At 68.2% G+C, this 25,649-nt stretch carries 23 protein-coding genes; 4 read left to right on the top strand and 19 right to left on the bottom strand.

Features of this window, described 5'->3' with window-relative positions:
• Positions 1–44: 44 nt before the first annotated feature.
• The 7 genes from ACZZZF_RS02635 to ACZZZF_RS02605 all read right to left on the bottom strand — a co-directional run bounded on the left by ACZZZF_RS02635 (position 45) and on the right by ACZZZF_RS02605 (position 8,022).
• Positions 45–857, bottom strand: a complete 813-nt coding sequence (locus ACZZZF_RS02635) for a shikimate dehydrogenase family protein (RefSeq protein ID WP_463496981.1) — start codon at positions 855–857, stop codon at positions 45–47.
• Positions 854–2,392, bottom strand: coding sequence for an endolytic transglycosylase MltG (gene mltG / locus ACZZZF_RS02630; RefSeq protein WP_463496979.1), 1,539 nt, complete (start codon positions 2,390–2,392; stop codon positions 854–856). Before mltG ends, ACZZZF_RS02635 begins: the two co-directional genes overlap by 4 nt.
• Positions 2,392–2,868: a Holliday junction resolvase RuvX gene (ruvX, locus tag ACZZZF_RS02625; RefSeq protein ID WP_053096151.1), complete on the bottom strand. Its 477-nt coding sequence runs from the start codon at positions 2,866–2,868 to the stop codon at positions 2,392–2,394. The genes mltG and ruvX overlap by 1 nt, the downstream gene beginning before the upstream one ends.
• Positions 2,865–5,525 carry an alanine--tRNA ligase gene (gene alaS, locus ACZZZF_RS02620; RefSeq protein WP_463496977.1) on the bottom strand — a complete coding sequence of 887 codons (2,661 nt, stop codon included), beginning with the start codon at positions 5,523–5,525 and terminating at the stop codon, positions 2,865–2,867. Before alaS ends, ruvX begins: the two co-directional genes overlap by 4 nt.
• A gap of 79 nt (positions 5,526–5,604) precedes the next feature.
• On the bottom strand, positions 5,605–5,793 hold the full coding sequence (locus ACZZZF_RS02615; RefSeq protein ID WP_053096155.1) for a hypothetical protein: 189 nt from the start codon (positions 5,791–5,793) through the stop codon (positions 5,605–5,607).
• A gap of 106 nt (positions 5,794–5,899) precedes the next feature.
• A complete protein-coding gene (gene rpsD, locus ACZZZF_RS02610) occupies positions 5,900–6,529 on the bottom strand; it encodes a 30S ribosomal protein S4 (protein ID WP_052677824.1) in 630 nt (209 codons plus the stop codon).
• A gap of 161 nt (positions 6,530–6,690) precedes the next feature.
• Positions 6,691–8,022 (bottom strand): replication-associated recombination protein A, encoded by a 1,332-nt coding sequence (locus ACZZZF_RS02605; protein WP_082297813.1) that lies wholly within the window; start codon positions 8,020–8,022, stop codon positions 6,691–6,693.
• A 112-nt stretch (positions 8,023–8,134) separates the two neighbouring features.
• On the opposite strand from ACZZZF_RS02605, the gene ACZZZF_RS02600 reads away from it, so the two are divergent.
• Positions 8,135–8,431, top strand: a complete 297-nt coding sequence (locus ACZZZF_RS02600) for a hypothetical protein (RefSeq protein WP_053096157.1) — start codon at positions 8,135–8,137, stop codon at positions 8,429–8,431.
• A gap of 66 nt (positions 8,432–8,497) precedes the next feature.
• Here ACZZZF_RS02600 and ACZZZF_RS02595 read toward each other — a convergent pair whose 3' ends face one another.
• From ACZZZF_RS02595 to nirB, 4 genes are read right to left on the bottom strand one after another with little or no spacing between them, the layout of a single operon-like run.
• Positions 8,498–9,625 carry a uroporphyrinogen-III synthase gene (locus tag ACZZZF_RS02595; protein ID WP_463496975.1) on the bottom strand — a complete coding sequence of 376 codons (1,128 nt, stop codon included), beginning with the start codon at positions 9,623–9,625 and terminating at the stop codon, positions 8,498–8,500.
• On the bottom strand, positions 9,622–10,389 hold the full coding sequence (gene cobA / locus ACZZZF_RS02590; RefSeq protein ID WP_053096161.1) for a uroporphyrinogen-III C-methyltransferase: 768 nt from the start codon (positions 10,387–10,389) through the stop codon (positions 9,622–9,624). The genes ACZZZF_RS02595 and cobA overlap by 4 nt, the downstream gene beginning before the upstream one ends.
• Complete coding sequence (nirD, locus tag ACZZZF_RS02585; protein ID WP_463496972.1) at positions 10,386–10,754, bottom strand: nitrite reductase small subunit NirD; 369 nt, start codon at positions 10,752–10,754, stop codon at positions 10,386–10,388. Before nirD ends, cobA begins: the two co-directional genes overlap by 4 nt.
• Positions 10,751–13,330 carry a nitrite reductase large subunit NirB gene (gene nirB, locus ACZZZF_RS02580; RefSeq protein ID WP_463496970.1) on the bottom strand — a complete coding sequence of 860 codons (2,580 nt, stop codon included), beginning with the start codon at positions 13,328–13,330 and terminating at the stop codon, positions 10,751–10,753. The genes nirD and nirB overlap by 4 nt, the downstream gene beginning before the upstream one ends.
• A gap of 209 nt (positions 13,331–13,539) precedes the next feature.
• On the opposite strand from nirB, the gene ACZZZF_RS02575 reads away from it, so the two are divergent.
• Together ACZZZF_RS02575 and ACZZZF_RS02570 are read left to right on the top strand one after the other, a co-directional pair.
• Positions 13,540–14,904 (top strand): DUF349 domain-containing protein, encoded by a 1,365-nt coding sequence (locus ACZZZF_RS02575; RefSeq protein WP_285365566.1) that lies wholly within the window; start codon positions 13,540–13,542, stop codon positions 14,902–14,904.
• Between the two features lie 61 nt (positions 14,905–14,965).
• Positions 14,966–15,517 carry a type IV toxin-antitoxin system AbiEi family antitoxin gene (locus ACZZZF_RS02570; protein WP_463496968.1) on the top strand — a complete coding sequence of 184 codons (552 nt, stop codon included), beginning with the start codon at positions 14,966–14,968 and terminating at the stop codon, positions 15,515–15,517.
• On the opposite strand, the gene ACZZZF_RS02565 is transcribed toward ACZZZF_RS02570, so the two are convergent.
• The 8 genes from ACZZZF_RS02565 to ACZZZF_RS02530 form a co-directional block, all read right to left on the bottom strand.
• Positions 15,504–17,753: a RelA/SpoT family protein gene (locus ACZZZF_RS02565; protein WP_053096167.1), complete on the bottom strand. Its 2,250-nt coding sequence runs from the start codon at positions 17,751–17,753 to the stop codon at positions 15,504–15,506. The genes ACZZZF_RS02570 and ACZZZF_RS02565 overlap by 14 nt on opposite strands.
• Before the next feature lie 65 nt (positions 17,754–17,818).
• Complete coding sequence (secF, locus tag ACZZZF_RS02560; RefSeq protein ID WP_053096169.1) at positions 17,819–18,811, bottom strand: protein translocase subunit SecF; 993 nt, start codon at positions 18,809–18,811, stop codon at positions 17,819–17,821.
• Complete coding sequence (gene secD / locus ACZZZF_RS02555) at positions 18,811–20,541, bottom strand: protein translocase subunit SecD (RefSeq protein ID WP_053096171.1); 1,731 nt, start codon at positions 20,539–20,541, stop codon at positions 18,811–18,813. Before secD ends, secF begins: the two co-directional genes overlap by 1 nt.
• Positions 20,542–20,593: 52 nt before the next feature.
• A complete protein-coding gene (locus ACZZZF_RS02550) occupies positions 20,594–21,007 on the bottom strand; it encodes a preprotein translocase subunit YajC (protein WP_053096173.1) in 414 nt (137 codons plus the stop codon).
• 81 nt (positions 21,008–21,088) lie between these two features.
• Positions 21,089–22,114 carry a Holliday junction branch migration DNA helicase RuvB gene (ruvB, locus tag ACZZZF_RS02545; protein ID WP_053096175.1) on the bottom strand — a complete coding sequence of 342 codons (1,026 nt, stop codon included), beginning with the start codon at positions 22,112–22,114 and terminating at the stop codon, positions 21,089–21,091.
• The gene (gene ruvA / locus ACZZZF_RS02540) at positions 22,107–22,712 is read right to left on the bottom strand and encodes a Holliday junction branch migration protein RuvA (RefSeq protein WP_463496965.1); all 606 of its coding nucleotides are present in this window, start codon (positions 22,710–22,712) and stop codon (positions 22,107–22,109) included. The genes ruvB and ruvA overlap by 8 nt, the downstream gene beginning before the upstream one ends.
• A 9-nt stretch (positions 22,713–22,721) precedes the next feature.
• The gene (gene ruvC, locus ACZZZF_RS02535; protein WP_295102283.1) at positions 22,722–23,306 is read right to left on the bottom strand and encodes a crossover junction endodeoxyribonuclease RuvC; all 585 of its coding nucleotides are present in this window, start codon (positions 23,304–23,306) and stop codon (positions 22,722–22,724) included.
• A gap of 45 nt (positions 23,307–23,351) precedes the next feature.
• Positions 23,352–24,113: a YebC/PmpR family DNA-binding transcriptional regulator gene (locus ACZZZF_RS02530; RefSeq protein ID WP_053096182.1), complete on the bottom strand. Its 762-nt coding sequence runs from the start codon at positions 24,111–24,113 to the stop codon at positions 23,352–23,354.
• Between the two features lie 155 nt (positions 24,114–24,268).
• On the opposite strand from ACZZZF_RS02530, the gene ACZZZF_RS02525 reads away from it, so the two are divergent.
• Positions 24,269–25,648, top strand: a complete 1,380-nt coding sequence (locus ACZZZF_RS02525) for a pyridoxal phosphate-dependent decarboxylase family protein (protein WP_463496963.1) — start codon at positions 24,269–24,271, stop codon at positions 25,646–25,648.
• Position 25,649: the final 1 nt, after the last annotated feature.

Raw genomic sequence — 25,649 nt, 5'->3', positions numbered from 1 at the left:
TCCCACGCGTTTCGCCTCGGATCGTGCCGCGTGACAGCCGGTGACTACAGTGCGGCTTCCATCGCGGCGACCACGACCTCCTCCGAGGGGAGCGGAACGCTCTGGTCTCCGTGCAGGAAGATGCGGATCTGGCGCACGGCCTGACGCAGCAGCATCGCCTCCCCGGAGACGGCCCGCCCCCCGCGCCACACCGATGCGAGCGCCGACGGCCAGGGTGAGTACGCGACGTCGAACAGCGCGCCCCCGCTCTCGCTGAGGCGCGCTGACGTCGCCTCGTCCAGCACGGAGCCTCCGGGGAGCGTCGCGACGGTGAGCCCGACATCGTCGGCGTCGGCATCGAACGTCGAGGTCGTGATCGAGACGCCGAGTCTCCGTCCGAGAGCCACCAGTCCGGCTGCCCGTTCGGGACGGCGCGCCCTCACATCGACAGTGCGGGCCCCGGCCTCGACGCACGCGACCAGAGCCGAGGATGCCGTGGCGCCGGCGCCGAGGATGCGGACATCACCGATTCCCCGAAGGTCCTGCTCGCCCAGGGCGTCGAGGATCCCGCCGACATCGGTGTTGAAGCCGCGGATGCCGTCGGTGAGCAGCAGCGTGTTCACTGCTCCGGTGAGGTCGGCATAGCGATCGTGCGTGACCGACGCGCTGTGCGCCTTCTCCTTCAGCGGCATCGTGAGCGAGAGCCCCCGCCACGAACCGTCCAGAGTGGCCAGAGCCGTGTCGAACGCCACGTCGTCGACCTGGCGACACGTGTACTCCCAATCGAGGCCCAGCGCACGGTAGGCGGCCGCGTGCAGCTGCGGAGACTTGGAGTGCGCGATCGGGTCGCCCCAGACTGCGAGCCGCGGGGAGCTCATCCGGCCGAGCAACCCCCGTCGGGGTTCTCCTGACACCACTGCTCCCACTTCTCGACTCCCTGCAGGTGCTCCTCGTAGGTGACCGAGAACTGGGTCTCTCCGGTGGCGAGGTTCGTCGTCACGAAGTAGAGCCAGGGGCCGTCTGCGGGGTGCATCGCCGCGTCGATCGCAGCGAAGCTCGGGCTCGCGATCGGCGTGACCGGCAGGCCGGTGTGCACGTAGGTGTTCCAAGGATTGTCGTCCTCGAGCGCCTCCGCCGAGCTCGACACGACGCCCTCGTGCAGCGAACCGTAGCCGTACTGCGCCGTCGAGTCCATCTGCAGCTTCATGTCGATGTCGAGGCGGTTCTCGATCACACGAGACACCTTCGGGAAGTCTGCGGTGAGGCCCTCACGTTGGATGATCGAGGCGATCGTGAGCACGCGTTGAGCATCCTCTGCCGGCACCCCGGCCTCTGTCAGCGATTCCTTCGTGCGGTCGACCATCCGCTGGATGACCTGGGTGGCGGTGACTCCCGGATCGAACGTGTAGACGGCCGGGAACAGCCACCCCTCGAGGCTCTGCGCGGTCACGCCGTAGGTCGCAGGGTCGGCGTCGACCGCCGCCTGGAGCTCCTCGATGGGCATGCCGAGCGATTCGGCCATGTCGGGCAGGGAGGATTCGATGGTCGCGCCCTCGCCCACGCTCGCAGAGTTCTCGCGTTTGTTGGCGGGGTCCTGCAGTGCCTCGAGCGCCGCCTCGGCTGTCATCTTCTCCTTCAGGCTGTAGATGCCCGGATAGAAGGTGACCGCGACGTTCTCGGTGACCAGGTAGTCGTAGAAGACGTCCTCCGTGCGCGTGACGCCCGCTTCGTAGAGCGCGGTGGACACGGGAGCGCCGGTGTCGCCCTCATGGATGGTGACGAGCACCTCGCCGGATGCGAGCCCGGGCTCCCAGTCCTTGGGGTCGCCCCATCCGAGCGCCTCGCTGATCTTGTCGCCGTAGGTGCCCCACGCCCAGAATCCCGCGCCGACGATGCCGCCGATCACGGCGAGGACGATGACGAGCGCCACCAGGCAGCCCGTGCGGCGCTTCTTCTTCGCGGGCGCTGGGTGGCCGGCATCGTGCTCCGGATGCGCGTGGAAGAGGTCTTCGAGGCGTCCGCCTGCTGCCGCGCTCCCCGACGCGGCGCCCACCGCGGCGCCGGCAGATGCTTCCGACCCCGAGCCGGATTCGGCTCGGTCCGCGGCCGCCTCGCCGACGGAGGACTCGCTTTCGGAAAGTCGGGCGGCAACGGGCTCGTCCGCGGACAGTGCGGGCATCGCGCTGGTCGACGCATCGTCCGACGACGAGCGGTCCGCGGGGGCGGCGGCTGGCCCGGCCGGAGCCCCGGGCTGCGCAGCCGCGGCTTCACGCGCCGCCCGGCGCGACCCTGGAGCGGGCGGGGTGTTGTCGACCGTCGGGATCTGCGGCGACGGGTCGGGAAGGTTCTCGAACAGATCGCCCAGACGGGCATCCGGATCGTGCTGAGGCGAAGCGCTCTCGCGTTCGGGCATTATCGGGGGGACTCCTCGTCGAGCGGAATCGTGGCACCGGGCGGGTTTCCGGTGCTCTTCTCCGTGTCGATCGCCTGCTGCAGCAGGATCACCGCGGCGATCTGATCCACAATGCTACGAGACTTCTTCTGTGTTCTGCCCGAAGAACGCAGAGCGGCGTGTGCGGTGACGGTGCTGAGGCGCTCGTCGACGAGCCGGACGGGAGTGCCCGTCTGCGCCTGCAGAGCCGCGGCGAACTCGCGAGCGTCGGTCGTCGACGCGGTGTCGGCGCCCTGCAGATTGACCGGCAGCCCGACCACGAACTCGAGCACGTCGAAGTCCTCGGCGATCGCGGCGATCCTGTCGATCGACGTGTCGTTGCGCTGCACGGTCTCGACCGGCACCGCGAGCATGCCGTCCGGATCGCAGCGGGCGACGCCGACCCGGGCACGCCCGACATCGACACCGAGCCGCACGCCGCGGCGGAAGCCGCTCACGCTGACTGCAGCTCCTGCGACACGGCCTCGAGCGCTGCCTGCAGGGCCGCGACATCTGTGCCACCACCCTGAGCGACGTCGTCACGACCTCCTCCGCCGCCGCCGAGTACGGAGGCGGCGCGCTTCGCGAGGGCACCGGCCTTCGCTCCGGCGGTGCGCGCGGCATCGTTCGTCGCGACGACCACCACCGGGCGTCCGTTCACGACAGCGCCGAGAGCGACGACGGCGGGGTCGGAACCGAGACGGTCGCGGACGCCGAGGACGAGCTCGCGCACATCGTCGGCCGACGCCACCTCACCGAGCGACTGCGCGGCCACACGGAACGCGCCGACGCGGTTCGCGGCATCGGCGATGGCCGGGACACGGCCCGCGCGCTCCTTGGACTCGAACTGGGCGATGCGCTTCTCGGCCGCCTTGAGGTTGGCGGAGAGATCCGCGATGCGCTCGGCGAGCTGGTCGCGAGGGGTCTTGAGCGAGGTGGTCAGCTGCGACACGAGCGCGCGTTCTGCAGCGAGCTCCCGGAACGCGTCCTGGCCGACCAGGGCCTCGATGCGGCGGTTCGACGCGCCGACCGACGACTCGCCGACGACGCTGACGAGGCCGATCTCGGCACTCGTGGTGACGTGCGTGCCCGCGCAGAGTTCGCGCGACCACGGACCCCCGATGTCGACCATCCGCACGACGTCGCCGTACTTCTCACCGAAGAGCGCCATAGCACCGGCCTCCTTCGCCTCGTCGAGCGTCACGATGCGAGTCGTGACCTCGAGGGCGTCGTTGACCGCGCGGTTGGTGATCTCCTCGATCTCGGTGCGCGTGTCGGCCGAGAGAGCCTGAGACCACGAGAAGTCGAAACGCATGTACCCGGCACGGTTGAGCGAACCGGCCTGCGTGGCGGTCGGTCCGAGCGTGTCACGCAGCGCCGCATGCACGAGGTGCGTCGCCGAGTGCGCCTGCCTGGCGGCGCGTCGGTTGGCGGCGTCGACGACCGTGGTCGCGGGGTCGTCCACGGCTACAGCCCCGCGAGTGACCTCGACCGTGTGGCTGATCAGACCGGGCACCGGACGCTGCACATCGAGCACCTCGAGCTCGTAGCCCGGCCCGACGATGACGCCCTTGTCGGCGACCTGACCGCCGGACTCGGCGTAGAGAGTCGTCTCGGCGAGCACGACCTCGGCGATCTGCCCCTCTGAGGCGGTGCGGGCCGGCTGCCCTTCGACCAGGATGCCGAGGATGCGCGAGTCGACCTCCAGCTCGGAGTAGCCGTCGAAGCCCGTCTCGCCCAGCGCACGGAGATCGCGGTACACCGAGACGTCCGCGAGCTGACGCTTGCGGTTGCGAGCGTCCGCCTTGGCGCGCGAGCGCTGCTCCTGCATCAGGGTGTCGAACGCCTCACGGTCGACCGCGAGACCTGCTTCCTCAGCGACCTCGAGCGTGAGATCGATCGGGAAGCCGTACGTGTCGTGCAGCAGGAACGCCTCGGAGCCGCTCAGCGCCGCCCCGCCGCCCTTCTTCGTCTCGTCCAGCGCGAGATCGAGGATCGTCGACCCCTGCGCCAGAGTGCGCCGGAAGGTCTCCTCCTCGGCGAAGGCGGAGGCCGAGAGAGTCGACCATTCCTTCTCGAGCACCGGGTATGCCGACTTCATTGCATCACGGGACGTGGCGAAGAGCTCGGGGAAGACCGGCTCGTCGACGCCGAGCAGACGCATCGAGCGCACCGTGCGGCGCATGAGGCGGCGGAGGATGTATCCGCGGCCCTCATTGGACGGGCGGACGCCGTCGGACAGCAGCATGAGGGACGAGCGCACGTGGTCGGCCACGACGCGGAAGCGCACGTCGTCTTCGTGGACTGCACCGTAACGGCGGCCGGAGAGCTCGACCGCGCGATCGAGGACCGGGCGCACCTGATCCGTCTCGTACATGTTCTCGACGCCCTGCTTGAGGAACGCGACGCGCTCGAGTCCCATGCCGGTGTCGATGTTCTTCTGGGGCAGCTCGCCCACGATGTCGAACTCGGTCTTGCCGCGGATGTTGTCGATGAAGTCCTGCATGAACACGAGGTTCCAGATCTCGAGGAACCGCGAGTCGTCGGCCGCGGGACCGCCGTCCTTGCCGTACGCGGGACCTCGGTCGAAGAAGATCTCGCTGTCGGGGCCACCGGGACCGGGCTGACCGGTGTTCCAGTAGTTGTCCGCACGCCCCAGACGCTGGATGCGCTCCGGCTTCAGGCCGATGATGTCGCGCCAGATGGCCTCAGCCTCGTCGTCGGTCTCGTAGACGGTGACCCAGAGGTCTTTCTCGTCGAAACCGAGGCCGCCGTCTGCCTCCGAGCTCGTCAGCAGCTCCCACGCGTAGCGGATCGCGCCCTCTTTGAAGTAGTCGCCGAAGGACCAGTTGCCCATCATCTGGAAGAAGGTGCCGTGACGCGCGGTCTTCCCGACTTCTTCGATGTCGTTGGTGCGGATGCACTTCTGCAGGTCCGCGATGCGCGGGTGCGGTGCGGGCACGACTCCGGTGAGGTACGGGATCATCGGCACCATTCCGGCGACCGTGAACAGCAGCGACGGATCGTCGCTGACCAGAGAGGCCGAGGGGACGATGACGTGGTCGTTCTTCTCGAAGAAGTCGAGATAGCGCTGCGCGATCTCCGCAGTTTTCATAGGGGTGCCAGGTGTCCTTGCGTACAGGGTGTGGAAGGGCGGGGCGATGATGCGGCAGCGGCCGGGAGACCGCGCGCGATCAGTCGTCCGCGGGGTCTACGAGTCGCGCCTGCTGCTCGCGGTACGAGTCGCCGATGATGCCGGTGAACTCGTTGAAGCGAGCGTCGACCTCGGCGAGGATGTCGTGACCGCGCGGGTCCTTGTTCATGAAATGCGCAGCGACGAATCCGCCGATCACACCGATCAGGAACCACAGCACGTTCTTCATGTCGTCATCCTTGCCTCTGACCCGCGAAGGCGCGGTGTCACCATCGTATGCGCAAACGACAGAAGGCGTCGGGTGACCCCGACGCCTTCTGCGGAAAAGCTGGAACTCAGCGAGCTGCGTAGTACTCGACGACGAGCTGCACTTCACAGGTCACGGGGACCTCGGCGCGCTTCGGGCGACGAACCAGGCGAGCCTGGAGCTTGTCGAGCTCGACCTCGAGGTAGCCGGGAACGGGAGGCAGGACCTCGGCGTGACCGCCGGCCGCTGCGACCTGGAAGGGCTCGGTGCCCTCGCTCTTGGCCTTGACGTGGATGAGCTGACCCGGCTTCACGCGGAAGGACGGGCGGTCGACGAGCTGGCCGTCGACGAGGATGTGACGGTGCACGACGAGCTGACGAGCCTGCGCGGTGGTGCGGGCGAAGCCCGAACGCACGACGAGGGCGTCGAGACGCATCTCGAGCAGCTCGACCAGGTTCTCACCGGTCAGGCCGTCCTGACGGCGAGCCTCGTTGAACGTGTTGCGCATCTGCTTCTCGCGGATGCCGTACTGCTCGCGCAGACGCTGCTTCTCACGCAGACGGACGGCGTAGTCGCTGTCTGCCTTGCGCTTGGTGCGGCCGTGCTCACCCGGAGCGTAGGGACGCTTCTCGAGGTAGCGGGCGGCCTTCGGGGTGAGCGGGATGCCGAGGGCACGGCTCAGACGTACCTTGCGGCGGTCCTGGGACTTCGTGGTCACGAAGTGTTCCTTCCGATGACGTGGTCGCGTCTTTCACGACTCACGGACGTATCGTCCGCGTTCTGCCTTGGAGCGCACGCCGGGGCGCCAGCAAGGTGTGGTGTGAACGAGGAGATGCCCGAAAACACGGTTTCGAGCCGATCAAGTCTAACAGATTCGCGTCAGCGCCCGTCGAGGATGCGTCTGATGCGCTCGAGGCGAGCCGAGATGTCGCGCTCGGCACCCAGGTTCTTGGGTTCGTAGTACCGCTTTCCGCGCAGTTCGTCAGGGAGGTACTGCTGCGGCAGGATGCCGAACTCGCTGTCGTGCGGGTAGACGTATCCCCGGCCGTGACCGAGCCGCTTCGCGCCCGGATAGTGCGCGTCTCGCAGATGCAGCGGGACGCGTCCGAACCCCCCGGAGCGGATGTCGGCGATCGCCTGGTCGATTCCCACGTACGCCGCATTCGACTTGGCTGTCGTGGCCAGATAGACGGTCGCTTCGGCGAGCGGGATCCGCCCCTCCGGCATTCCGATGAACGCGACGGCGTCCGCGGCCGCGACCGCGATGGAGAGCGCCTGCGGGTCGGCGAGGCCCACGTCCTCGGAGGCCGAGATGACCAGGCGCCGAGCGATGAAGCGAGGGTCCTCCCCCGCCTCGATCATCCGCGCGAGATAGTGCAGGGCCGCATCCGGGTCGGATCCTCGGATCGACTTGATGAACGCGCTGATGACGTCGTAGTGCTCGTCTCCCTGACGGTCGTATCGCAGCAGCGCCTTGTCGACGGCCTGAGCGACGTCGTCCGCCGTCGCGGCGGGCACCGCGCCTTCTTCCCCCTTCGAGAGGGCTACGGCCGCTGCCGCCTCGAGTCCGGTGAGCGCACGCCGCGCATCGCCCGACGCCAGCCGGATCAGCGCCGCGCGCGCGTCGTCGGCCAGGGTGACCGCGCCATTGAGACCGCGCGCATCGGTCACCGCCCGATCGACCAGGAGCCCGATGTCGTCATCCGTCAGCGGCTGGAGCGTGAGGAGCAGCGATCGCGACATCAACGGCGAGATCACCGAGAACGAGGGATTCTCGGTGGTCGCCGCGATCAGCAGCACCCAGCCGTTCTCGACGCCCGGGAGCAGGGCGTCCTGCTGCGCCTTGGTGAACCGATGGATCTCATCGAGGAAGAGGATCGTCGTCTGGCCATAGAGGTCGCGCTGGGTGATCGCCTCCTGCATGACCTCGCGCACGTCCTTCACGCCGGCGGTGATCGCGGAGAGCTCGACGAACCGGCGGCCCGATGAGCGTGCGATCGCCTGCGCCAGAGTGGTCTTGCCGGTGCCGGGCGGACCCCACAGGATGATCGAGACGGCACCCGGGGATGTCGCGGCAGGGTCGGCGAGTGCGACGATCGGGGAACCCGCGCGCAGCAGGTGCTTCTGACCGGCGACCTCATCGAGCGACACGGGGCGCATTCGCACGGCGAGAGGCGTCTGCCCGGAGAGCAGTGCGGAGGCGGAGGTCATCCGTCCAGGCTAACGCGGGGCACCGACACTTCGGGTGGGAACGGCGTGACGCGATCTCGACGGTAGGCTCTCAGGCGACGTTGCACATTCACGTCCAGTAAGGGAGCACGCAATGGCCGGACGCGGGAAGAGCACGCAGCAGTCGCGCACCGAGGTGGAGCGCGCACGTCTGCACACCGCCCGCAAGACGTGGCATGAGGGTCAGATCCGGCGTCGCACCCGCGACAACACGATCGCCGTCGTCGCCGGAGTGCTCATCGTCGCCGGAGCCGTGGTGAGCCAGGTCGTTCACGCGCAGGTGAATCCCCCGGCCCCCTCGCCTTCGCCTACCGTCGAGCCGACGGAGGCGCCCGTGCCGACAGACCCCGCGACGCCGGAGCCTGCACCCACTGAGGCCCCCGCCGGATAGACCACGGTCCCTGTGGGTGGCGGACACGGGGCGTTCACTGCCCGCACTCCCCCGCGCGCACCTCGCTCAGTACTCGGTGACCGCCAGGCGGTAGCCGCGTTTCACCACCGTGTGCACGAGTTCGTTGCCGCCGAGAGCCTCCCGCAGCCGTGCGACAGCCACCTCGACCGCATGTCCGTTGCGCTCGGCGCCGGGGAGAACGCCCCCGAGCTCGGCGCGCGAGAGCACACGCCCGCCCGCAGAGGCGAGCGCCTCGATCAAGGCGGCAGCCGACCGCGAGAGCGGGATGAACATGCCGTCCACGAGGACTCCGCCGCTGCGTACCTCGACCAGACCCGCGTCGGTCGGGAGTGACGGTGCCCTCCCGCCGCCGAAATGCGCGATGACCGTTCGAGCGAGGGATCCGAGTCGTCCCCGGTCGGCGATCGTGGTGCGGAGGTTCGCGCCGTGCAGCGGCGCGGCCGTGATCGGGCCCACGCACGCCAGGAGGAGGCGGCCCGACTCCGCGCGTCTCCTGATGCGCTCGAGCGCGCCGGACTCCTCTGCCACCGCGATCCACGACGCCGCTCCCGGGGCCGAGGTGAACAGCACGGCGTCCGCCTCGCCGGCCGCCGCCTGCAATGCCGAACGCCGCACCACCTCAGGATCCGGCGGCGGCCCCCACCGGTAGACCGTGATGCTGAGCACCTCGGCTCCGGCATCCGCCAGCAACTCGTCGAGGCCGTCCGATCCGGCGCCATGATGCTGCACGAGGATCCGCTTGCCCGCGACCCCGGAGGCGAGGAGGTACTCGCCGACCTCGGCCGACGTCTCGGATTCGGCGACCCAGTCAGCCGTGAAACCCGCCTGCTGGATCGCGCCGTGCGCCTTGGGTCCCCGTGCGACGAAGTGCGCGCCCTGCAGTGCCGCGTCGAGCTGTCCGTCGAGGCCGTGCTCGTGCGCGGCATCCATCCATCCGCGAAACCCGACGCCCGTGGTGACGATCACGATGTCCGGAGGAGCGGCGATCACCTGCTCGGTGCGGGCGAGAAGCTGCGCGTCGTCGGAGTTGGTGACGATGCTCAGCGCCGGCGCGCGATGGACCACCGCACCGCGACGCTCGAGGGCTGTCGCCAGGTCGATCGAGCGGCGGTCTGCGGCGACGATGATCGTGCATCCGGCCAGCGCCGAGTCGAGCGTGCGCGCGGTCGTCATGTGGCGCTCTCCGCGATCATCGCCCTCGTCGGCAGCAGCAGTCCCGCGCGAGCCACCTCGCCGATCACGATGACGGACGGGTTCACGACCTGCGCAGCGGCCGCGTCCTGCGCCGCCGTCGCCAGGGTGCTGCGGATGGTCCGCTGTCGTTCGGTGTGACCGTTCTCGACGATCGCCACGGGGATGTCGCCGGACACCCCGTGCGACGCGGCCGAGGCTGCGAGGCGAGGCAGCGAGGCCACGCCCATCAGGACGACGGTGGTGACCGTCGGATCGGACAGAGATGCGAGCGCACTCGGGGTGAGGTCGCCGTGCCCGTTGATGATGTGCACCGCTGACGCGACGCCGCGATGGGTCACCGGGATCCCCGCGGCCTGAGGCACCGAGATCGCGCTGCTGACGCCCGGGGTCACACTGACCGGCACACCGGCGGCCTCACACGCGAGAACCTCTTCTCCCCCGCGACCGAGCACGAAGGGATCGCCGCCTTTCAGCCGCACCACGCGGTGGCCGGCGAGGGCGCGTTCGACGAGGAGGGCATCGATCTCGTGCTGAGGGACGGGGTGGTGACCCGGTCGTTTGCCGACATCGATGACCTCGACGTGCGACGGGAGCTCGTTCCGGAGCTCCGCGAACGGACCTAGGCGATCGGCGACCACGACGTCGGCCGCCATCAGCAGGCGATAGGCGCGCACCGTCATGAGGTCGGCGGGACCCGGCCCACCGCCGACGAGGTCGACCCTGCCCACACGCGTCCGCCTCATGATCCGACGCTCTCCGGCATCTGGACGTACACGACGCCGTCGTCGATCGCGACCGGCCACACCCGCAGTGCTGCGGGGGGCTTGCCGTGGGTCTCGATGCACTCACCGGTGCGGAGATCGAAGATCTGCTTGTGGAGTGGGGATGCGACCGTGGGGACATCCCCACGACTTCCCACGATCCCGCGGGAGATGACATTGGCTCCGCTGAACGGGTCGAGATTGTCGACTGCGAGCACGGTGCCGTCCGAGAGGAGGAACAGTGCCACCTGCTGTCCGTCCAAGAGAGCGGCTCGCCCTCGTTCGACCTCGAGGTCCTCGAGCGTGCATACCCGCACATGCGTGGTGGAGTCCATCGCGACGGTCATCGGCGCACCTCCAGAGCGGTTCCGGCGATCAGGATGCCTCCGGCGCGACGCTCCTCCGGCGACGCCGGGCGGATCTGCCCGCGCTCAGAGACATAGGCGAGTGACGGATCCGCCGTATCGGCCGCGTTGACGAACGACCGGAACCGTTCGAGCTTCACGGGGTCAGCGAGGGTGGCCGCCCATTCGTCCTCGTAGCGATCGACGTGCTGCGCCATCGAGGCATCGAGGTCGGCGCAGATGCCCAGGCTGTCGTCGAAGATCACACTCCGCAGCCCGTCGAGTCCGCCCTCGAGCTCCTCGCACCAGGGAGCCGTGCGCTGCAGACGATCGGCGGTGCGGATGTAGTACATGAAGAAGCGGTCGATGGCCCTGATGAGACCCTCGTCGTCGAGGTCCGACGCGAGCAGCTGCGCGTGCCGCGGCGTGAAGCCGCCGTTGCCGCCGACATACATGTTCCACCCCGTCTCGGTGGCGATGACTCCCACGTCCTTGCCCCGCGCCTCCGCGCATTCACGAGCGCAGCCCGAGACGCCGAGCTTGAGCTTGTGGGGAGCACGGAGCCCCCGATAGCGCAGTTCGAGCTTGACGGCCATGCCGACCGCGTCGAGGACGCCATAGCGGCACCACGTCGACCCGACGCACGACTTCACCGTGCGCAGCGACTTGCCGTACGCCTGCCCCGACTCGAAGCCCGCGTCGACCAGACGCTGCCAGATCACCGGAAGCTGTTCGAGCCGCGCTCCGAACATGTCGATCCGCTGCCCGCCGGTGATCTTCGTGTACAGCGCGAAGTCCTTCGCGATCTGCCCGATCGCGATCAGTCCCTCCGGGGTGACCTCGCCACCGGCCATCCTCGGGACGACGGAGTACGTGCCGTCCTTCTGCATGTTGGCCATCACGTGGTCGTTGGTGTCCTGCAGCGTGGCGTTCTCGCCGTCGAGCACGTGCGCGCCCACGAGCACCGAGAGGATGCTGGCGATCGCCGGCTTGCAGATGTCGCACCCTCGGCCGCGCCCGAAGCGCTCGACGATGCCACTGAACGTCGTGAGCTGAGCCACCCGTACCGCGTCGAAGAGCTGGCGGCGCGAGAGATCGAAGTGCTCGCAGAGGGCATGCGACACGGTCTGGCCGAGCTTGGTGAGCTCCTGCCCCACGACCTTCTTCACCATCAGCACGCAGGATCCGCAGGTCGCCCCGGCCTTCGTGCAGCCCTTCACCGCGGCGGCGTCCGTGCACCCCTCGTCGTGCACCGCCCGGCGGATGCGCCCGGCGGTCACATTCGAGCACGAGCAGACCACGGCCTCATCCGGCAGCTCGCCACCAGGAGCCTCGTTCCCGCCTTCCGGCAGCAGGTAGGCGGCCGGGTCGGCGCCGAGCTTCGCGCCGACGAGGGGACGCAGCGCTCCGTAGGCCGCCGCATCGCCGACGAGGATCCCACCGAGCAGCGTCTGAGCGTCATCCGACAGCACGAGCTTCTTATAGACACCGGCCACAGGATCCGCATAGACGACGTCGAGCGCATGGGGAGTCGTGGCCATCGCATCGCCGAAGCTCGCGACATCGACGCCCGAGAGCTTCAGCTTGGAGGAGTCGTCGTAGCCGGGGAACGCCGCATCGCCTCCGAGCAGGCGCGTCGCCGCCACCTCTGCCATGGCGTATCCGGGAGCCACCAGTCCGACGCAGCGACCGTCGAAGTTGGCGACCTCGCCGATCGCCAGGATGTGGGGGTCGGACGTCGAGCACCGATCGTCGATGATCACACCGCCGCGGGAGTCCACCTGCATCTCCGCATTGCGCGCCAGCTCGTCCCGGGGACGCACGCCGACGGTGAAGACCACGACGTCCGCCCGTTCGATCGATCCGTCCTGGAACTCGAGAGCCGTGACCGCGCCGGAGTCATCCGGGTCCAGCCGAGTCGTTCTCGATCCGGTGCGCACCGAGATGCCACGCGCTTCGAGCAGACGCTTGAGCATCCCTCCACCCGCTGAGTCGAGCTGAGCCGACATCAGGCGATCGGAGTACTGCACGACGGTGGCGTCGACATCCATTCCCTGCAGAGCGCCGGCGGCCTCGAGCCCGAGGAGCCCTCCGCCGATCACCGCGCCGCGCAGCGGACGACCGAGCATGCGTCCTCGCCGCTCGACGAAGTCCTTGAGGCCCTGGACGTCGTCGAGTGTGCGATAGACGAAGCAGCCGGGCAGGTCCGCACCGTCCACGGCGACCTTCGCGGCGTAGGAGCCGGTCGCGAGAACAAGGGTGTCGTACGGGATGCTCGTGCGCGACCTCGTCGTGACGGTGCGGGCCGAGCGATCGATCCGCAGCACCCTGTCGTCGGCGAGGAATCGCACGCGGAAGTCGTCGAACACCGAGCGATCGAGTTCGAGCTCCTCGGGAGTGGCCCCCGAGAAGAACCCGGTGAGTCCGACCCGATCGTACGGTCGACGCGCCTCGTCTCCGATCACCGTCACATGCATCGGCGTCTCGGCTCGGCTGATCAGGCTCTCCACGAATCGATGCGCGACCATCCCTGCACCGACCACCACGATCTCCTGGGGTGTGAGGAGGACCTCGCTCATGTTGCTCCAATCGCCGGGGGACGTCGTGATGGCGACGATAGGAGCCTGGTGTTTCCCGCATGTGACGCGCGGTGTTTCGTGCGTCGAACGATTCGCTCACAGAACGGTAACGGCCATTGTGAGATTCGACGACCACACTGCAACCTCGCTCTCGTACTAGGCTGAAGCTCGTCCTTTCCGCCTCCCGCGGGCCCTACCGCGCAAGGAGAATCACCGTGTCTGAGCCGTCCAAGCCGACTCCCCCCATTCCCGCTCCCCCGGCAGCGCCGCTGCCGCGAAAGCTGACCAAGCCCACTGCAGCGACTCCCGCAGCCGCAGCATCGCCCGCGACCTCCGCATCGAGTGCCGAGGCAGCGAAGTGGGGCCGTGTCGCCGAAGACGGCACGGTCGAGGTTCGCGAGGGCGACGAGTGGCGCGTGGTCGGGCAGTATCCCGACGGCACCCCCGACGAGGCACTCGCTTACTTCGTGCGCAAGTACGAGGACATCGCGTTCAAGGTGCACACGCTCGAGCAGCGTCACCAGGCCGGCGGCGCGTCTGCGGGTGACCTGGTCAAGCAGGCCGGTCATCTTCTCACCGAGGCCACCGACGCTGCCGCTGTGGGCGACCTCGCCGGACTCCGTGAGCGTCTGAACACGCTGACCTCCTCGCTCTCCGAGGCGACCGCTCAGGAGGCCCAGCAGGCCAAGGAGCTGGTCGACAAGGCCATCGCCGAGCGCACGGCTCTCGTCGAGCGCGCCGAGGCGATCGCAGCCCGCGACCTCTCGAAGGTGCAGTGGAAGCAGGTGACCGCCGAGCTCGGCGAACTCTTCGACGCGTGGCAGGCGCAGCAGCAGAACGGCCCTCGTCTGTCGAAGGGGGTGTCCCAGCAGCTCTGGAAGCGGTTCCGTGATGCGCGCGGCACCGTCGACAAGGCACGCCGCGCGTTCTACTCCGAGCTCGACGACACCCACAAGACCGCTCGTGACGCCAAGACGCGGCTGGTCGAGCGCGCGGAGGCTCTCGCTCCTCGCGGAGTCGACGGCATCCCCGCGTATCGCAGTCTGCTCGACGAGTGGAAGGCCGCCGGTCGCGCTGGTCGCAAGGCCGACGACGCGCTCTGGGCGCGATTCAAGGCAGCCGGCGACGCGCTGTACTCCGCTCGTGCCGAGCAGTCGGCGGCTGAAGAGGCGGACTCCGCCCCGAAGATCGAAGCGCGTCAGGCCCTTCTCGAAGAGGCCAAGGCAGTCGCAGACGAGCCGAACATCAAGCGCGCCCGCGCGCTGCTCACCGGCATCCAGCGCCAGTGGGATGAGATCGGCCGCATCTTCCCCCGCGAGAAGGAGCGCGCTCTCGACGATCGTCTCCGTGTGATCGAGCAGGCGCTCAAGGCACGCGAAGAGGTCGACTGGAAGAAGAACAACCCCGAGACCAAGGCACGCGCCAACGACATGAGCTCGCAGCTGCTCGAGGCGATCGAGAAGCTCGAGTCCGAGCTGGCCGCCGCAGAGAAGTCGGGAGACAAGAAGGCCGCCAAGGCCGCGGCGGATGCACTCGAAGCGCGCCGCACCTGGCTCAACGCCCTCGGCGGCTGACCTTCTCCACAGATCTCCGGATCGAATCAGTACGCGGGATGCACCGCGCCAGACTGGCGTGATGCATCCCGCGTTCCTGTATCTGCCCGGCCAACGCCTCACGATCCCCGAACTCAGCGCGGCGAGGCTCGACGGGCATCTCGTCGATCTGGGCGAGGGCTACATCCCCGCCGATCTCGTCGAGAGCGCAACCGCGAGAGCAGCCGCGCTCGCGCCCCTCGTCCCTGCGGACACGGCCGCCTCCGGCCCGACGGCAGCATGGATCCACGGTGCCGGTGACACTCCCCCTGCACGCCATCACGTCCGGCGCGCAGTGAGCCATCGGATCCGCCCCGCTCTGCCTGCACGAGTGATCCTTCATGACACAGCGTTGCCGCCGTCGGATCTCGTCGTGATCGGCGGCGTACCGGTGATGACGCCGGAGCGCACCATGGTCGATCTCGCTCTCGGACTCCACCGCGACGGATCCCTGCATCGGTGGATGGTGCTCCTCGCCGACGCCGAACCGGATCTCATATCCGCTGCGCTTCGGGAGCTCGAGCGCATGACCCGCGTGCCGGGAAAGCGCGCCGGACGCGGCGCGCTCGAGAGGATTCTCGTCAGGACGAGGTGACGCGGTACACGTCATACACCGCGTCGATGCGACGCACCGCGTTCAGCACCCGGTCGAGGTGGACGGCATCGCCCATCTCGAAGACGAAGCGGCTGATGGCGAGGCGTTCGTCGGTGGTGCTGACGGTCGCCGACAGGATGTTGACGTGATGCTCGCTCAGCACCCGGGTGACATCCGAGAGCAGCCCCGAACGGTCGAGGGCCTCGACCTGGATCTGCACCCGGAAGACGCTCTTCGTCGTCGGGGCCCACGACACCTCGACGAAGCGGTCCTCCTCGCTCGCGAGCGCCTTGACGTTCGGGCAGTCCGTGCGGTGCACGGACACGCCGCTGCCACGCGTCACGAAACCGACGATCTCGTCTCCGGGAACCGGAGTGCAGCACTTCGCGACCTTCACGAGGATGTCCGATGCTCCGCGCACCAGGACACCCGAATCCCCTGCCCGGGGCTCCCGCGACGGCATGCTGCCGGGGAGGTCGATCGGACCTGTGGCGGGATCGGTCGCCGCGACCAGCGCGGTGACCTTCTCGAGCACGGACTGCGTGGAGACGTGACCTTCGCCCACGGCGGCATACAGCGCAGAGACGTCCTCATAGCGGAGCTGATGTGCGACCTCGGCGAACGAGTCCTGGCTCATCAGGCGCTGCAGCGGCATGTTCTGGCGGCGCATCGCGCGAGCGATGGCCTCCTTGCCCTGCTCGATCGCCTCTTCGCGACGCTCCTTCGTGAACCATCCGCGGATCTTGTTGCGTGCGCGGGTGCTCTTGACGAAGCCGAGCCAATCCTGGCTAGGGCCGGCGTCGGGGTTCTTCGAGGTGAAGACCTCGACCACGTCACCGCTCTTGAGCTCCGATTCCAACGGCACGAGGCGCCCGTTGACCTTCGAGCCCATCGTGCGGTGGCCGATCTCGGTGTGCACGGCGTACGCGAAGTCGACCGGCGTCGCACCCGCCGGTAGCCCGACGACGCGCCCCTTCGGCGTGAAGACGTAGACCTCTTTCGCGCCGATCTCGAAGCGCAGAGAGTCGAGGAACTCGCCGGGATCCGCCGTCTCGGCCTGCCAGTCCGAGATGTGCGCGAGCCACGCCATGTCGTTGTCGGCGGCGCGGACCTCGGTCTTGCCGCCGTTCATCCGCTCTTTGTACATCCAGTGCGCGGCGACGCCGTACTCCGCCTGCTGGTGCATCTCGTGCGTGCGGATCTGGATCTCGACCGTCCGACCCGACGGTCCGATCACCGTGGTGTGCAGCGACTGGTAGAGGTTGAACTTCGGGGTGGCGATGTAGTCCTTGAAGCGACCGGGCAGCGGCGTCCAGCGCGCGTGGATGGCGCCGAGCACCGCGTAGCAGTCGCGCACCGACGCGACCAGCACGCGGATGCCGATCAGGTCGTAGATGTCGTCGAACTCACGGCCTCGTACGACCATCTTCTGGTACACCGAGTACAGCTGCTTCGGACGCCCGACGACCTTGCCTCGGATGCGCAGATCGCGCAGGTCCTCGTCGATCTCCTCGACGACCTGAGCGAGGTACTTCTCGCGCTGCGGGGTGCGCTGGGCGATCAGGTTGTGGATCTCGTTGTAGATCTTCGGATGCAGCACGGCGAACGAGAGGTCTTCGAGCTCGGACTTGATCGCCTGGATACCGAGGCGGTTGGCCAGAGGCGCGTAGATCTCGAGCGTCTCCTTGGCCTTCTTCGCAGCTTTCTCGGGCGGGACGAATCCCCACGTGCGGGCGTTGTGCAGGCGGTCGGCGAGCTTGATCAGCAGGACGCGGATGTCCTTCGACATCGCGACGATCATCTTGCGGACGGTCTCGGCCTGGGCGCTCTCGCCGTACTTGACCTTGTCGAGCTTGGTGACGCCGTCGACGAGCATCGCGACCTCGTCGCCGAACTCCGCCGTGAGGTCGGTGAGCGCATAGCCGGTGTCTTCGACGGTGTCGTGCAGCAGTGCAGCAGCGATGGCTCGAGGACCCAGGCCCATCTCCGCGAGGATCTGCGCGACGGCGAGCGGGTGCGTGATGTAGGGCTCGCCGCTCTGGCGCTGCTGGCCGGTGTGCTTCTCCTTGGCCACGGCGTAGGCGCGCTCGATGACGGCGAGATCGCCTCGCGGGTGATTCGCACGGACCGTGCGGATCAGGTTGTCGAGGTCGTTGATCCTGGGCGCGCGGGAGAAGATGCGGGGAACCAGTCGTCTCAGGCTGGAGCCCTGCGACGCCGTCTGCGGTTCCGCCATCCGCTCACCTCCGAATCACAACAGCTTACGCGTGCTCCACGGGGTGCGGCCCCGCGGAGCGGGGACTATCGGGCCTCTGCGGTCGCGAGGCTTCGTGCCTCGCGGATCTTGGCATCTCGTGCCGCGATCTGCGGCTCGTTCTCGCGGAAGAGCGAGTAGAGCGGCGCGGCCACGAACAGGGTCGAGTAGGTCGCGACCAGGATGCCGACGAAGATCGAGAGCGAGATGTCCGTGAGGGACTCGGCGCCCAGCCAGAAGGCTCCGATGAAAAGGACCGCGCCGACCGGCAGTGCGGCGACGACGGAGGTGTTGATCGATCGGATGAGCGTCTGGTTCACCGCCAGGTTGACCGACTCGCCGAAGGTTCGCGTCGAGTTCTCGCCGTCCTCCGTGGTGTTCTCCCTGATCTTGTCGAAGACCACCGTGGTGTCATACAGCGAGTAGGCGAGGATCGTCAGGAATCCGATGACCGCGGCCGGTGAGATCTCGAACCCGGCCAGGGCGTAGACGCCGACCGTGATGACGAGGACGTCGAGCAGGCCGAGGATCGCTGCCGCGGACATCTTCCAGGTCCGGAAGTAGATCGCGAGGATCAGGAACGTCAGTGCGAGGAAGATCGCGAGACCCCAGAGGGACTGCTTGGTGACGTTCTCACCCCACGCCGGTCCGATGAACGACGAGGTCACGCTCTCGGGCTCGACGCCGTAGGCATCGGCGAGGGCGTTGGAGACCTGCTGCGTCTCGGCGGCGCTCATCTGATCGGTCTGGACGCGGATGTCGTTGCCGCCCACCACGACGACCTTGGTCGCCGCGCCGGGTACGACCGACTGCACCGCGGTCTTCGCGGTCTCCTGCTCGAAGCTGTCGGGCGCCTGCACGGTGAACTGCGACCCGCCCGTGAACTCGATCGAGAACTGGATCGGGCGGATGAGCGGCACCAGCGCCGAGCCGACGACCAGCACGATCGCGATGATAAACCACAGGCGGCGCTTGCCGACGAACGGGAAGGACGTCTTTCCCGTGTAGAGGTTGTTACCGAACTCGTTCATGGAAGCCATCAGGCGTCCCCCTCGCTTCCGGTGCGGGTGGTTCTCTCACCGGCTAGTGCTTCGGCGCGCTTGCGCTCTGCGATGGTCTGACGGCGCTCGGCTTCGCCCTTGGCTCTGGCGTTCTTCGCCCCGCGGCCCGCGGTGGCGGTCGACACCTGACGGAACTGCGATCGGCTGCGGTACACCGCACCGAGCGATTCGGGATCGAGACCGGAGAGCTTGTGGCCCCCGCCGAAGAACTTGGTGCGGGCGAGCAGCTGCATCACCGGGTGCGTGAAGATCACGAAGATGAACACGTCGATGAGGGTCGTGAGCCCCAGAGTGAAGGCGAAGCCCTTCACAGTGGAGTCCGCGAGGATGTACAGCACCACGGCCGCGAGGATGTTGATCGACTTCGAGATGTAGATCGTGCGCTTCGCTCTGCCCCAGCCATCTTCGACCGCCGAGGTGATCGACTTTCCGTCGCGGAGCTCGTCTCGGATCCTCTCGAAGTACACGATGAACGAGTCGGCGGTGAAGCCGATCGAGACGATGAGGCCCGCGACGCCGGCGAGCGACAGGCGGAAGCCCAATCGCCACGCGAGGATGCAGATGATGATGTACGTCAGAACCGCCATCACGGCGATGGACGCGATGATCACGGAGCCGAGCGCCCGATAGACGATCAGTGAGTAGATCGCCACGAGTGCGAGACCGATGAGGCCCGCGATGAGACCGATCTGAAGCTGCTGGGTGCCGAGGGTCGCGGAGATGGTGTCGGAGCTCTGAACCTCGAAGCTCAGGGGCAGGGCGCCGAATTTGAGCTGGTCGGCGAGGGCGGTCGCCGACTCCTGGTTGAAGTCTCCCGAGATGCTCGGGCGACCGTCGAGGATCTGTCCGTTCATGCGCGGTGCGCTGATCACCGATCCGTCCAGGACGAAGGCGAACTGATCACGCGGCGAGAGCTCCGCGAGGCGGTTCTGGTTGAGACGGGTGCTCACCTCGCCGAAGGCCTCGGCGCCGTCGCCGTTCATCGTCAGCTGGACGAGCCATGCGCCCGTCTTCGGGTCGCGACCCGCGGATGCGTCGGTGATGGCGTCACCCGTGAGCTCGGTCGGACCGAGGAGGTACTTCGCCTGGCCCGAGGGATCGCACGCGATGAGCGGCTGGTCCTTGGGCGCGTTCGAGGGGTCGTTCTCGGGGTTGGCGCAGTCGTAGGCCTGGAACTCCGCGGCGAGCCTGTCGGTCACCCAGGCGAGGTCGCTCGCGTCCGTCGGCTCGGCCGTCGGCGTCGCGTTCAGCGAGTCGTCCGGGGTCGGATACGCCGTCTCGTTGCCGTCTTCACCCACGTACTGATTGGTGCCGGCCGTCGTGGCGAGCACCGGGCGGAACTCCAGCTGCGCGCTGGACTGGATGCGCGCACGCGTCTGCTCGTCTGCGACACCGGGGATCTGCACCACGATGTTGCGGCCGCCCTCGGTGGTGATGTCGGCCTCGGCCACACCGGACGCATCGACGCGCTGGCGGATGATCGCGGCCGCCTGATCGAGCTGCTCCGGGGAGGGCGCAGCGCCGTCCTCGGTCTCGGCACTGAGCACGATCTGCGTGCCGCCCTGCAGGTCGAGCGCGAGCTCAGGGGTCCAGGAGCTCTTCTCGAACACGTGGACGCCGAGCGCGTTGATGCCGAAGAGGACGCCCGTCACCAGGAGCAGGCCCATGAGGACCCGCCAGGCATGACGGACCGGGGAAGAAGTGGCCACGTGTGATCAGCTTTCTAAGATGCCGGAGTGCCGAGGTGGTGCAGCGCGAAGGCTACTTGTCGTCGGCGTCGCGCTCGAGACGGCGACGGGTCTCCTCGGGAGTCTCGAGGGCCGGAGCGTCGTCGACGACGGGAACGTCGTTCACGATCGGTGCATCCTCGGCGGCGAGCACTGCCGGGTCGGTCTCGATCGCGTCCTTGGGCTCGACGATGCGCAGGATCGCCTGGCTGTGCACCTCGATGACGGTGCCGGGAGCGATCTCGACGAGCGCGGGCGAGTCGAGGTCGTCGTGGTCGTAGGCCACGATCGTGCCGTAGATACCACCCTGGAGGAGCACCTTCACCCCGGGAACGGTCTTGGTCGCCTTCTCCTCCTGCTCAGCCTTCATCTGCTTCTGGCGCTTGCGTCCGTTGACGAACATGAAGACGACGAGAACGGCGAGAAGGCCGAAGAGGAGGATTTCCATGGGCATGGTGGCAAAGGGCCTTTCTCAGGTGCGCGCACCACAGGACGGTCGCGCAGTTCTATCAGGGGAAGTCTTCAGCGATTATAGGTCATCAAGTCGGAGCGCCCCGTCCGGGTGCGCGATGCCGAGGTGGCTGTAGGCCTCCGGCATGGCGACGCGACCTCGAGGTGTGCGACCCAGGAATCCGATGCGCACGAGATAGGGCTCGACGACGCTCTCGACCGTCTCGGCCTCCTCGCCCACTGCGACCGCGAGCGTGCTGAGCCCCACGGGACCCCCGCGGAAGCGCCGAACGAGCGCCTCGAGCACCGCTCTGTCGAGGCGGTCCAGTCCGATGGGGTCGACGTCGTAGAGCTCCAGCGCGGCCTTGACCCCGACCAGGGAGGCCGCGCCGCCGCCGTGAACGAGCGCATAGTCGCGCACTCGACGCAGCAGGCGGTTCGCGATACGAGGAGTGCCGCGCGAGCGACGGGCGATCTCCGACAGCGAATCCCGCGGCAGATCGACGCCCAGCATGAGGGCCGAGCGTGCGATGACGCGCTCGAGCTCCGCCTCCTCGTAGAACTCCAGGTGACCGGTGAAGCCGAAGCGATCCCGCAGCGGGTTCGGCAGCAGACCCGAGCGCGTCGTCGCACCCACGAGCGTGAACGGTGCGAGGTCCAGCGGGATGCTGGTCGCCCCCGCGCCCTTGCCCACCATGATGTCGATGCGGAAGTCCTCCATCGCGAGATAGAGCATCTCCTCCGCCGACCGCGCCATCCGGTGGATCTCGTCGATGAACAGCACCTCGCCGGGCACGAGGCTCGAGAGGAGCGCGGCGAGGTCGCCGGCGTGCTGGATCGCCGGTCCGCTCGAGAGGCGCAGCGGACGTTCGCTCTCGTGCGCGACGATCATCGCCAGCGTGGTCTTGCCGAGCCCGGGCGGGCCCGCGAGCAGGATGTGGTCGGGCGGGCGATTCTGGATCCGTGCGGCATCGAGGAGCAGCTGGAGCTGCCCCCGCACCTTCTGCTGACCGACGAACTCACCCAGGCTCGTGGGTCGCAGGGCTCCCTCGATCGCCAGCTCGGTGTCGTCCGAGGGCTCGGCGGCGTCGCGGATGTCAGACACGCGCCGGCCCCAGCAGTGCGAGCGTGCGGCGCAGCAGCGGTGCGACGGCTGCCCGCTCGGCCTCAGAGGCCTCCGCGGCCGTCTGCGCGGCGGCCTCGGCGGCGACCTTTTCGGACCACCCCAGACCGACGAGCGCGGCAGCGACCTGACCGACGACGTCGACGGGTCCGTTCGCGGCGGGCTTCGACGCCGCGCCCACCGGATGCACCTTGCCCGCGAGCTGGAGGACGATGAGCTTGGCGGTCTTGGGGCCGATACCCGAGACACGGCGGAACGGGGCGTCATCCTCCGATGTCACGGCTTCCGCGATTTGGTCGACGGTGAGATGCGACAGCACCCCCAGCGCCGACTTCGGCCCGACGCCGGTCACGCTGATCAGCAGACCGAAGATCTCCAGCTCGCTGCGGTCGGCGAACCCGTAGAGCGACAGCGCATCCTCGCGCACGATGAGGCTCGTGTGCAGCATCAGCTTCTCGCCGACGGTCGCGGTGTGAGCCACGTCTGTGGGCACCGAGACGGAGAACCCGACTCCCCCGACGTCGATGATGACCTGATCGGCGGTCGAGTGGAGGACAGCGCCGTGCAGCGAGGAGATCATCCGCCCAGCCTACGCACCCGATCGTAGATATGTTCGAGCGACACGCTCCGCGTCGGCCCATGCCTTCTGGGCCGGGGTGAGCGCATCCGCGCCCGGGACGCCCGCTGCACCCCGACGCCACGCGTGGCAGAGCGCGATCGCGAGGGCGTCAGCGGCATCCGGCGGCTGCGGCGGCGCATCCAGGCGCAGGATCCGGGCGATCATGGTCTGCACCTGACGCTTGTCCGCCGAGCCGTAGCCGGTGACCGCCGCCTTGACCTCGCTCGGAGTGTGCGTGGCCGCCGGGAGTCCTGCCTCAGCAGCGAGCAGCAGAGCCACGCCGCTCGCCTGCGCCGTGCCCATCACCGTGTGACTGTTCTGCTGCGCGAACACGCGCTCGACCGCGACAGCATCGGGCCGATGGAGCTCCAGCACCTCTCGGATGCCTGCGGCGACGATCGCGAGTCGTTCGCCGATCGGGAGATCGGGTGCCGAGCGGATGACTCCGACATGCACGAGCGTCCCTCGTCGAGCCCGGTCGACGTCGACGACCCCCACGCCGCACCGGGTGAGACCCGGGTCTATGCCGAGCACGCGAAGCGAGGAGGAGGTCACTCCCCCAGGCTAAGCGTCTCGTCCGACGGCACGCGGTCGGCGCGCCTACGCGTCGTCGTTCTCGAGCTCGGCCTGCACCTCGGCGGTGAGATCGAAGTTGGTGAAGACGTTCTGCACGTCCTCGCTGTCTTCGAGTGCATCGATGAGGCGGAAGATCTTGCGAGCGGTGTCGGCGTCGATCTCGACCTTGAGGTTCGGCACGAACTCGACGTCGGCGGATTCGTAGTCGATTCCCGCCTCCTGCAGCGCGCTGCGGACGGTCACGAGATCCGTCGCCTCGGTGATGATCTCGAAGCCCTCGGCGTGCGGCTCGATCTCTTCGGCCCCCGCTTCGAGCGCGGCCATCATCACGTCATCCTCGGTGGTCCCCTCGGAGCCGACCACGATCACGCCCTTGCGGCTGAAGTTGTAGGCGACGCTGCCCGGGTCGGCGAGGGTTCCGCCGTTGCGGCTGAGAGCAGTGCGGACCTCGGCCGCAGCACGGTTCTTGTTGTCGGTCAGACATTCGATCATCATCGCGACGCCGTTGGGTCCGTATCCCTCGTACATGATCGAGGTGTACTCGACCGCTTCGCCGCCGATGCCCGCGCCGCGCTTCACTGCGCGATCGATGTTGTCCTTCGGGACCGACGTCTTCTTCGCCTTCTGCACCGCGTCGAACAGCGTCGGGTTTCCCTGCAGGTCGGCTCCGCCGAGCTTGGCCGCGACCTCGATGTTCTTGATGAGCTTGGCCCAGGACTTGGCGCGCCTGGAGTCGATGATGGCCTTCTTGTGCTTCGTGGTGGCCCACTTGGAATGCCCGGACATAATTCTCCGCTCGTCGTATCCGCCCGTGGGCACGGCCCAGGGCATCGTCCATTCTATCGAACCATGCCCGCGGCCTGTGGCCGCACACGGAGCGGCGGCCTCCTGTTCCCGTGATCGCTCTGGTGTGAGGGCAGGCGTGGGTGTAGTCCTGACACATGGACCAGAGCGTCGACGATGACAGGATCCGCGGACTGGACGCCGCCCACCGAGCAGCACTCGAGTTCCTCGGGTCGCTCGACGACAGACCGGTGTGGCCGCGGGCGACCCTCGCCGAGATGCTCGACGCCTTCGGCGGCCCCCTGCCCGCCGAAGGCATGGACCCGGAAGGGGTGATCGGCGAGATCGTGTCGCGGGCGGACCCCGGTCTCGTCGCGATCCCCGGAGGACGATTCTTCGGGTTCGTCATCGGCGGCACGCACCCCGCTGCCCTCGCCGCCGACTGGCTCGTGTCCGCTTGGGACCAGAATTCGGGATCCGCCCTGCTCACGCCGACGACCGTGGCGTTGGAGCGCATAGCCGGCCGGTGGATGCTCGACATCCTGGGCCTGCCCGACGACGCGAGCGTCGGATTCGTCACCGGCGGCCAGATGGCGAACTTCACCTGCCTCGCGACGGCACGGAACGCCGTTCTCGCTCGAGTCGGCTGGAACCTCAGCGAGAAGGGACTGCACGGATCTCCGCAGATGCGCTTCGTCGTAGGTGCCGACCGCCATGGGTCGATCGACCGTGCAGCGCGGTTCCTGGGGATCGGACGCACCGGCATCACTGCCGTCGAATCCGACGCGCAGGGGCGCATGCGACCGGACGCCCTGGACAGCGTCCTCGCGGACGGCTCAGGACCGACCATCGTCTGTCTACAGGCCGGAGAAGTGCACACCGGCGCATTCGACGACTTCGCAGCCCTCATACCGATAGCCCATCGGCACGGAGCCTGGGTGCACGTCGACGGCGCATTCGGCCTCTGGGCCGCGGCCTCCGAGTCGCTGCAGCCGCTGACGGCGGGCATGTCCGACGCCGATTCGTGGGCGACAGATGCGCATAAGACGCTCAACGTGCCCTACGACTGCGGCATGGCGATCGTCCGCGACCCTGCGGACTCCATCGCCGCGTTCCGCACGGGTGGCGATTACCTCATCTACACGAGTCTGGACCCGTGGGACGTGACGCCGGAACTGTCCCGTCGCGCACGCGGCGTGCCCGCGTGGGCGGCGATGCGCAGCCTTGGACGGGACGGCATCTCGAACCTGATCGACAGGCTGCACGAGAACGCGGTGGCGATGGCCGAGGGGCTCACGACGATCGACGGCATCCGCATCCTCAACGACGTCGACTACACGCAGGTCATGTTCTGTCTCGATTCCGATGAGGCGACGCGACGGCTGGGTGAGGCCGTGCTCGTGGAGGGCACCGCCGCCATGACCGGGGCCGAGTGGAGAGGTCGCGCTGCGCTGCGCTGCTCGATGTCGTCCTGGGCGACGACCCGGGACGACATCGACCGCACGGTCGGCGCGATCCGAACTCTCGTGTCGCGCTGAC

This window comes from Microbacterium sp. AC215, from assembly GCF_979258645.1.
The sequence above is the reverse complement of the archived record's forward strand: the minus strand, read 5'-3'. Positions and strand labels throughout refer to the sequence as shown.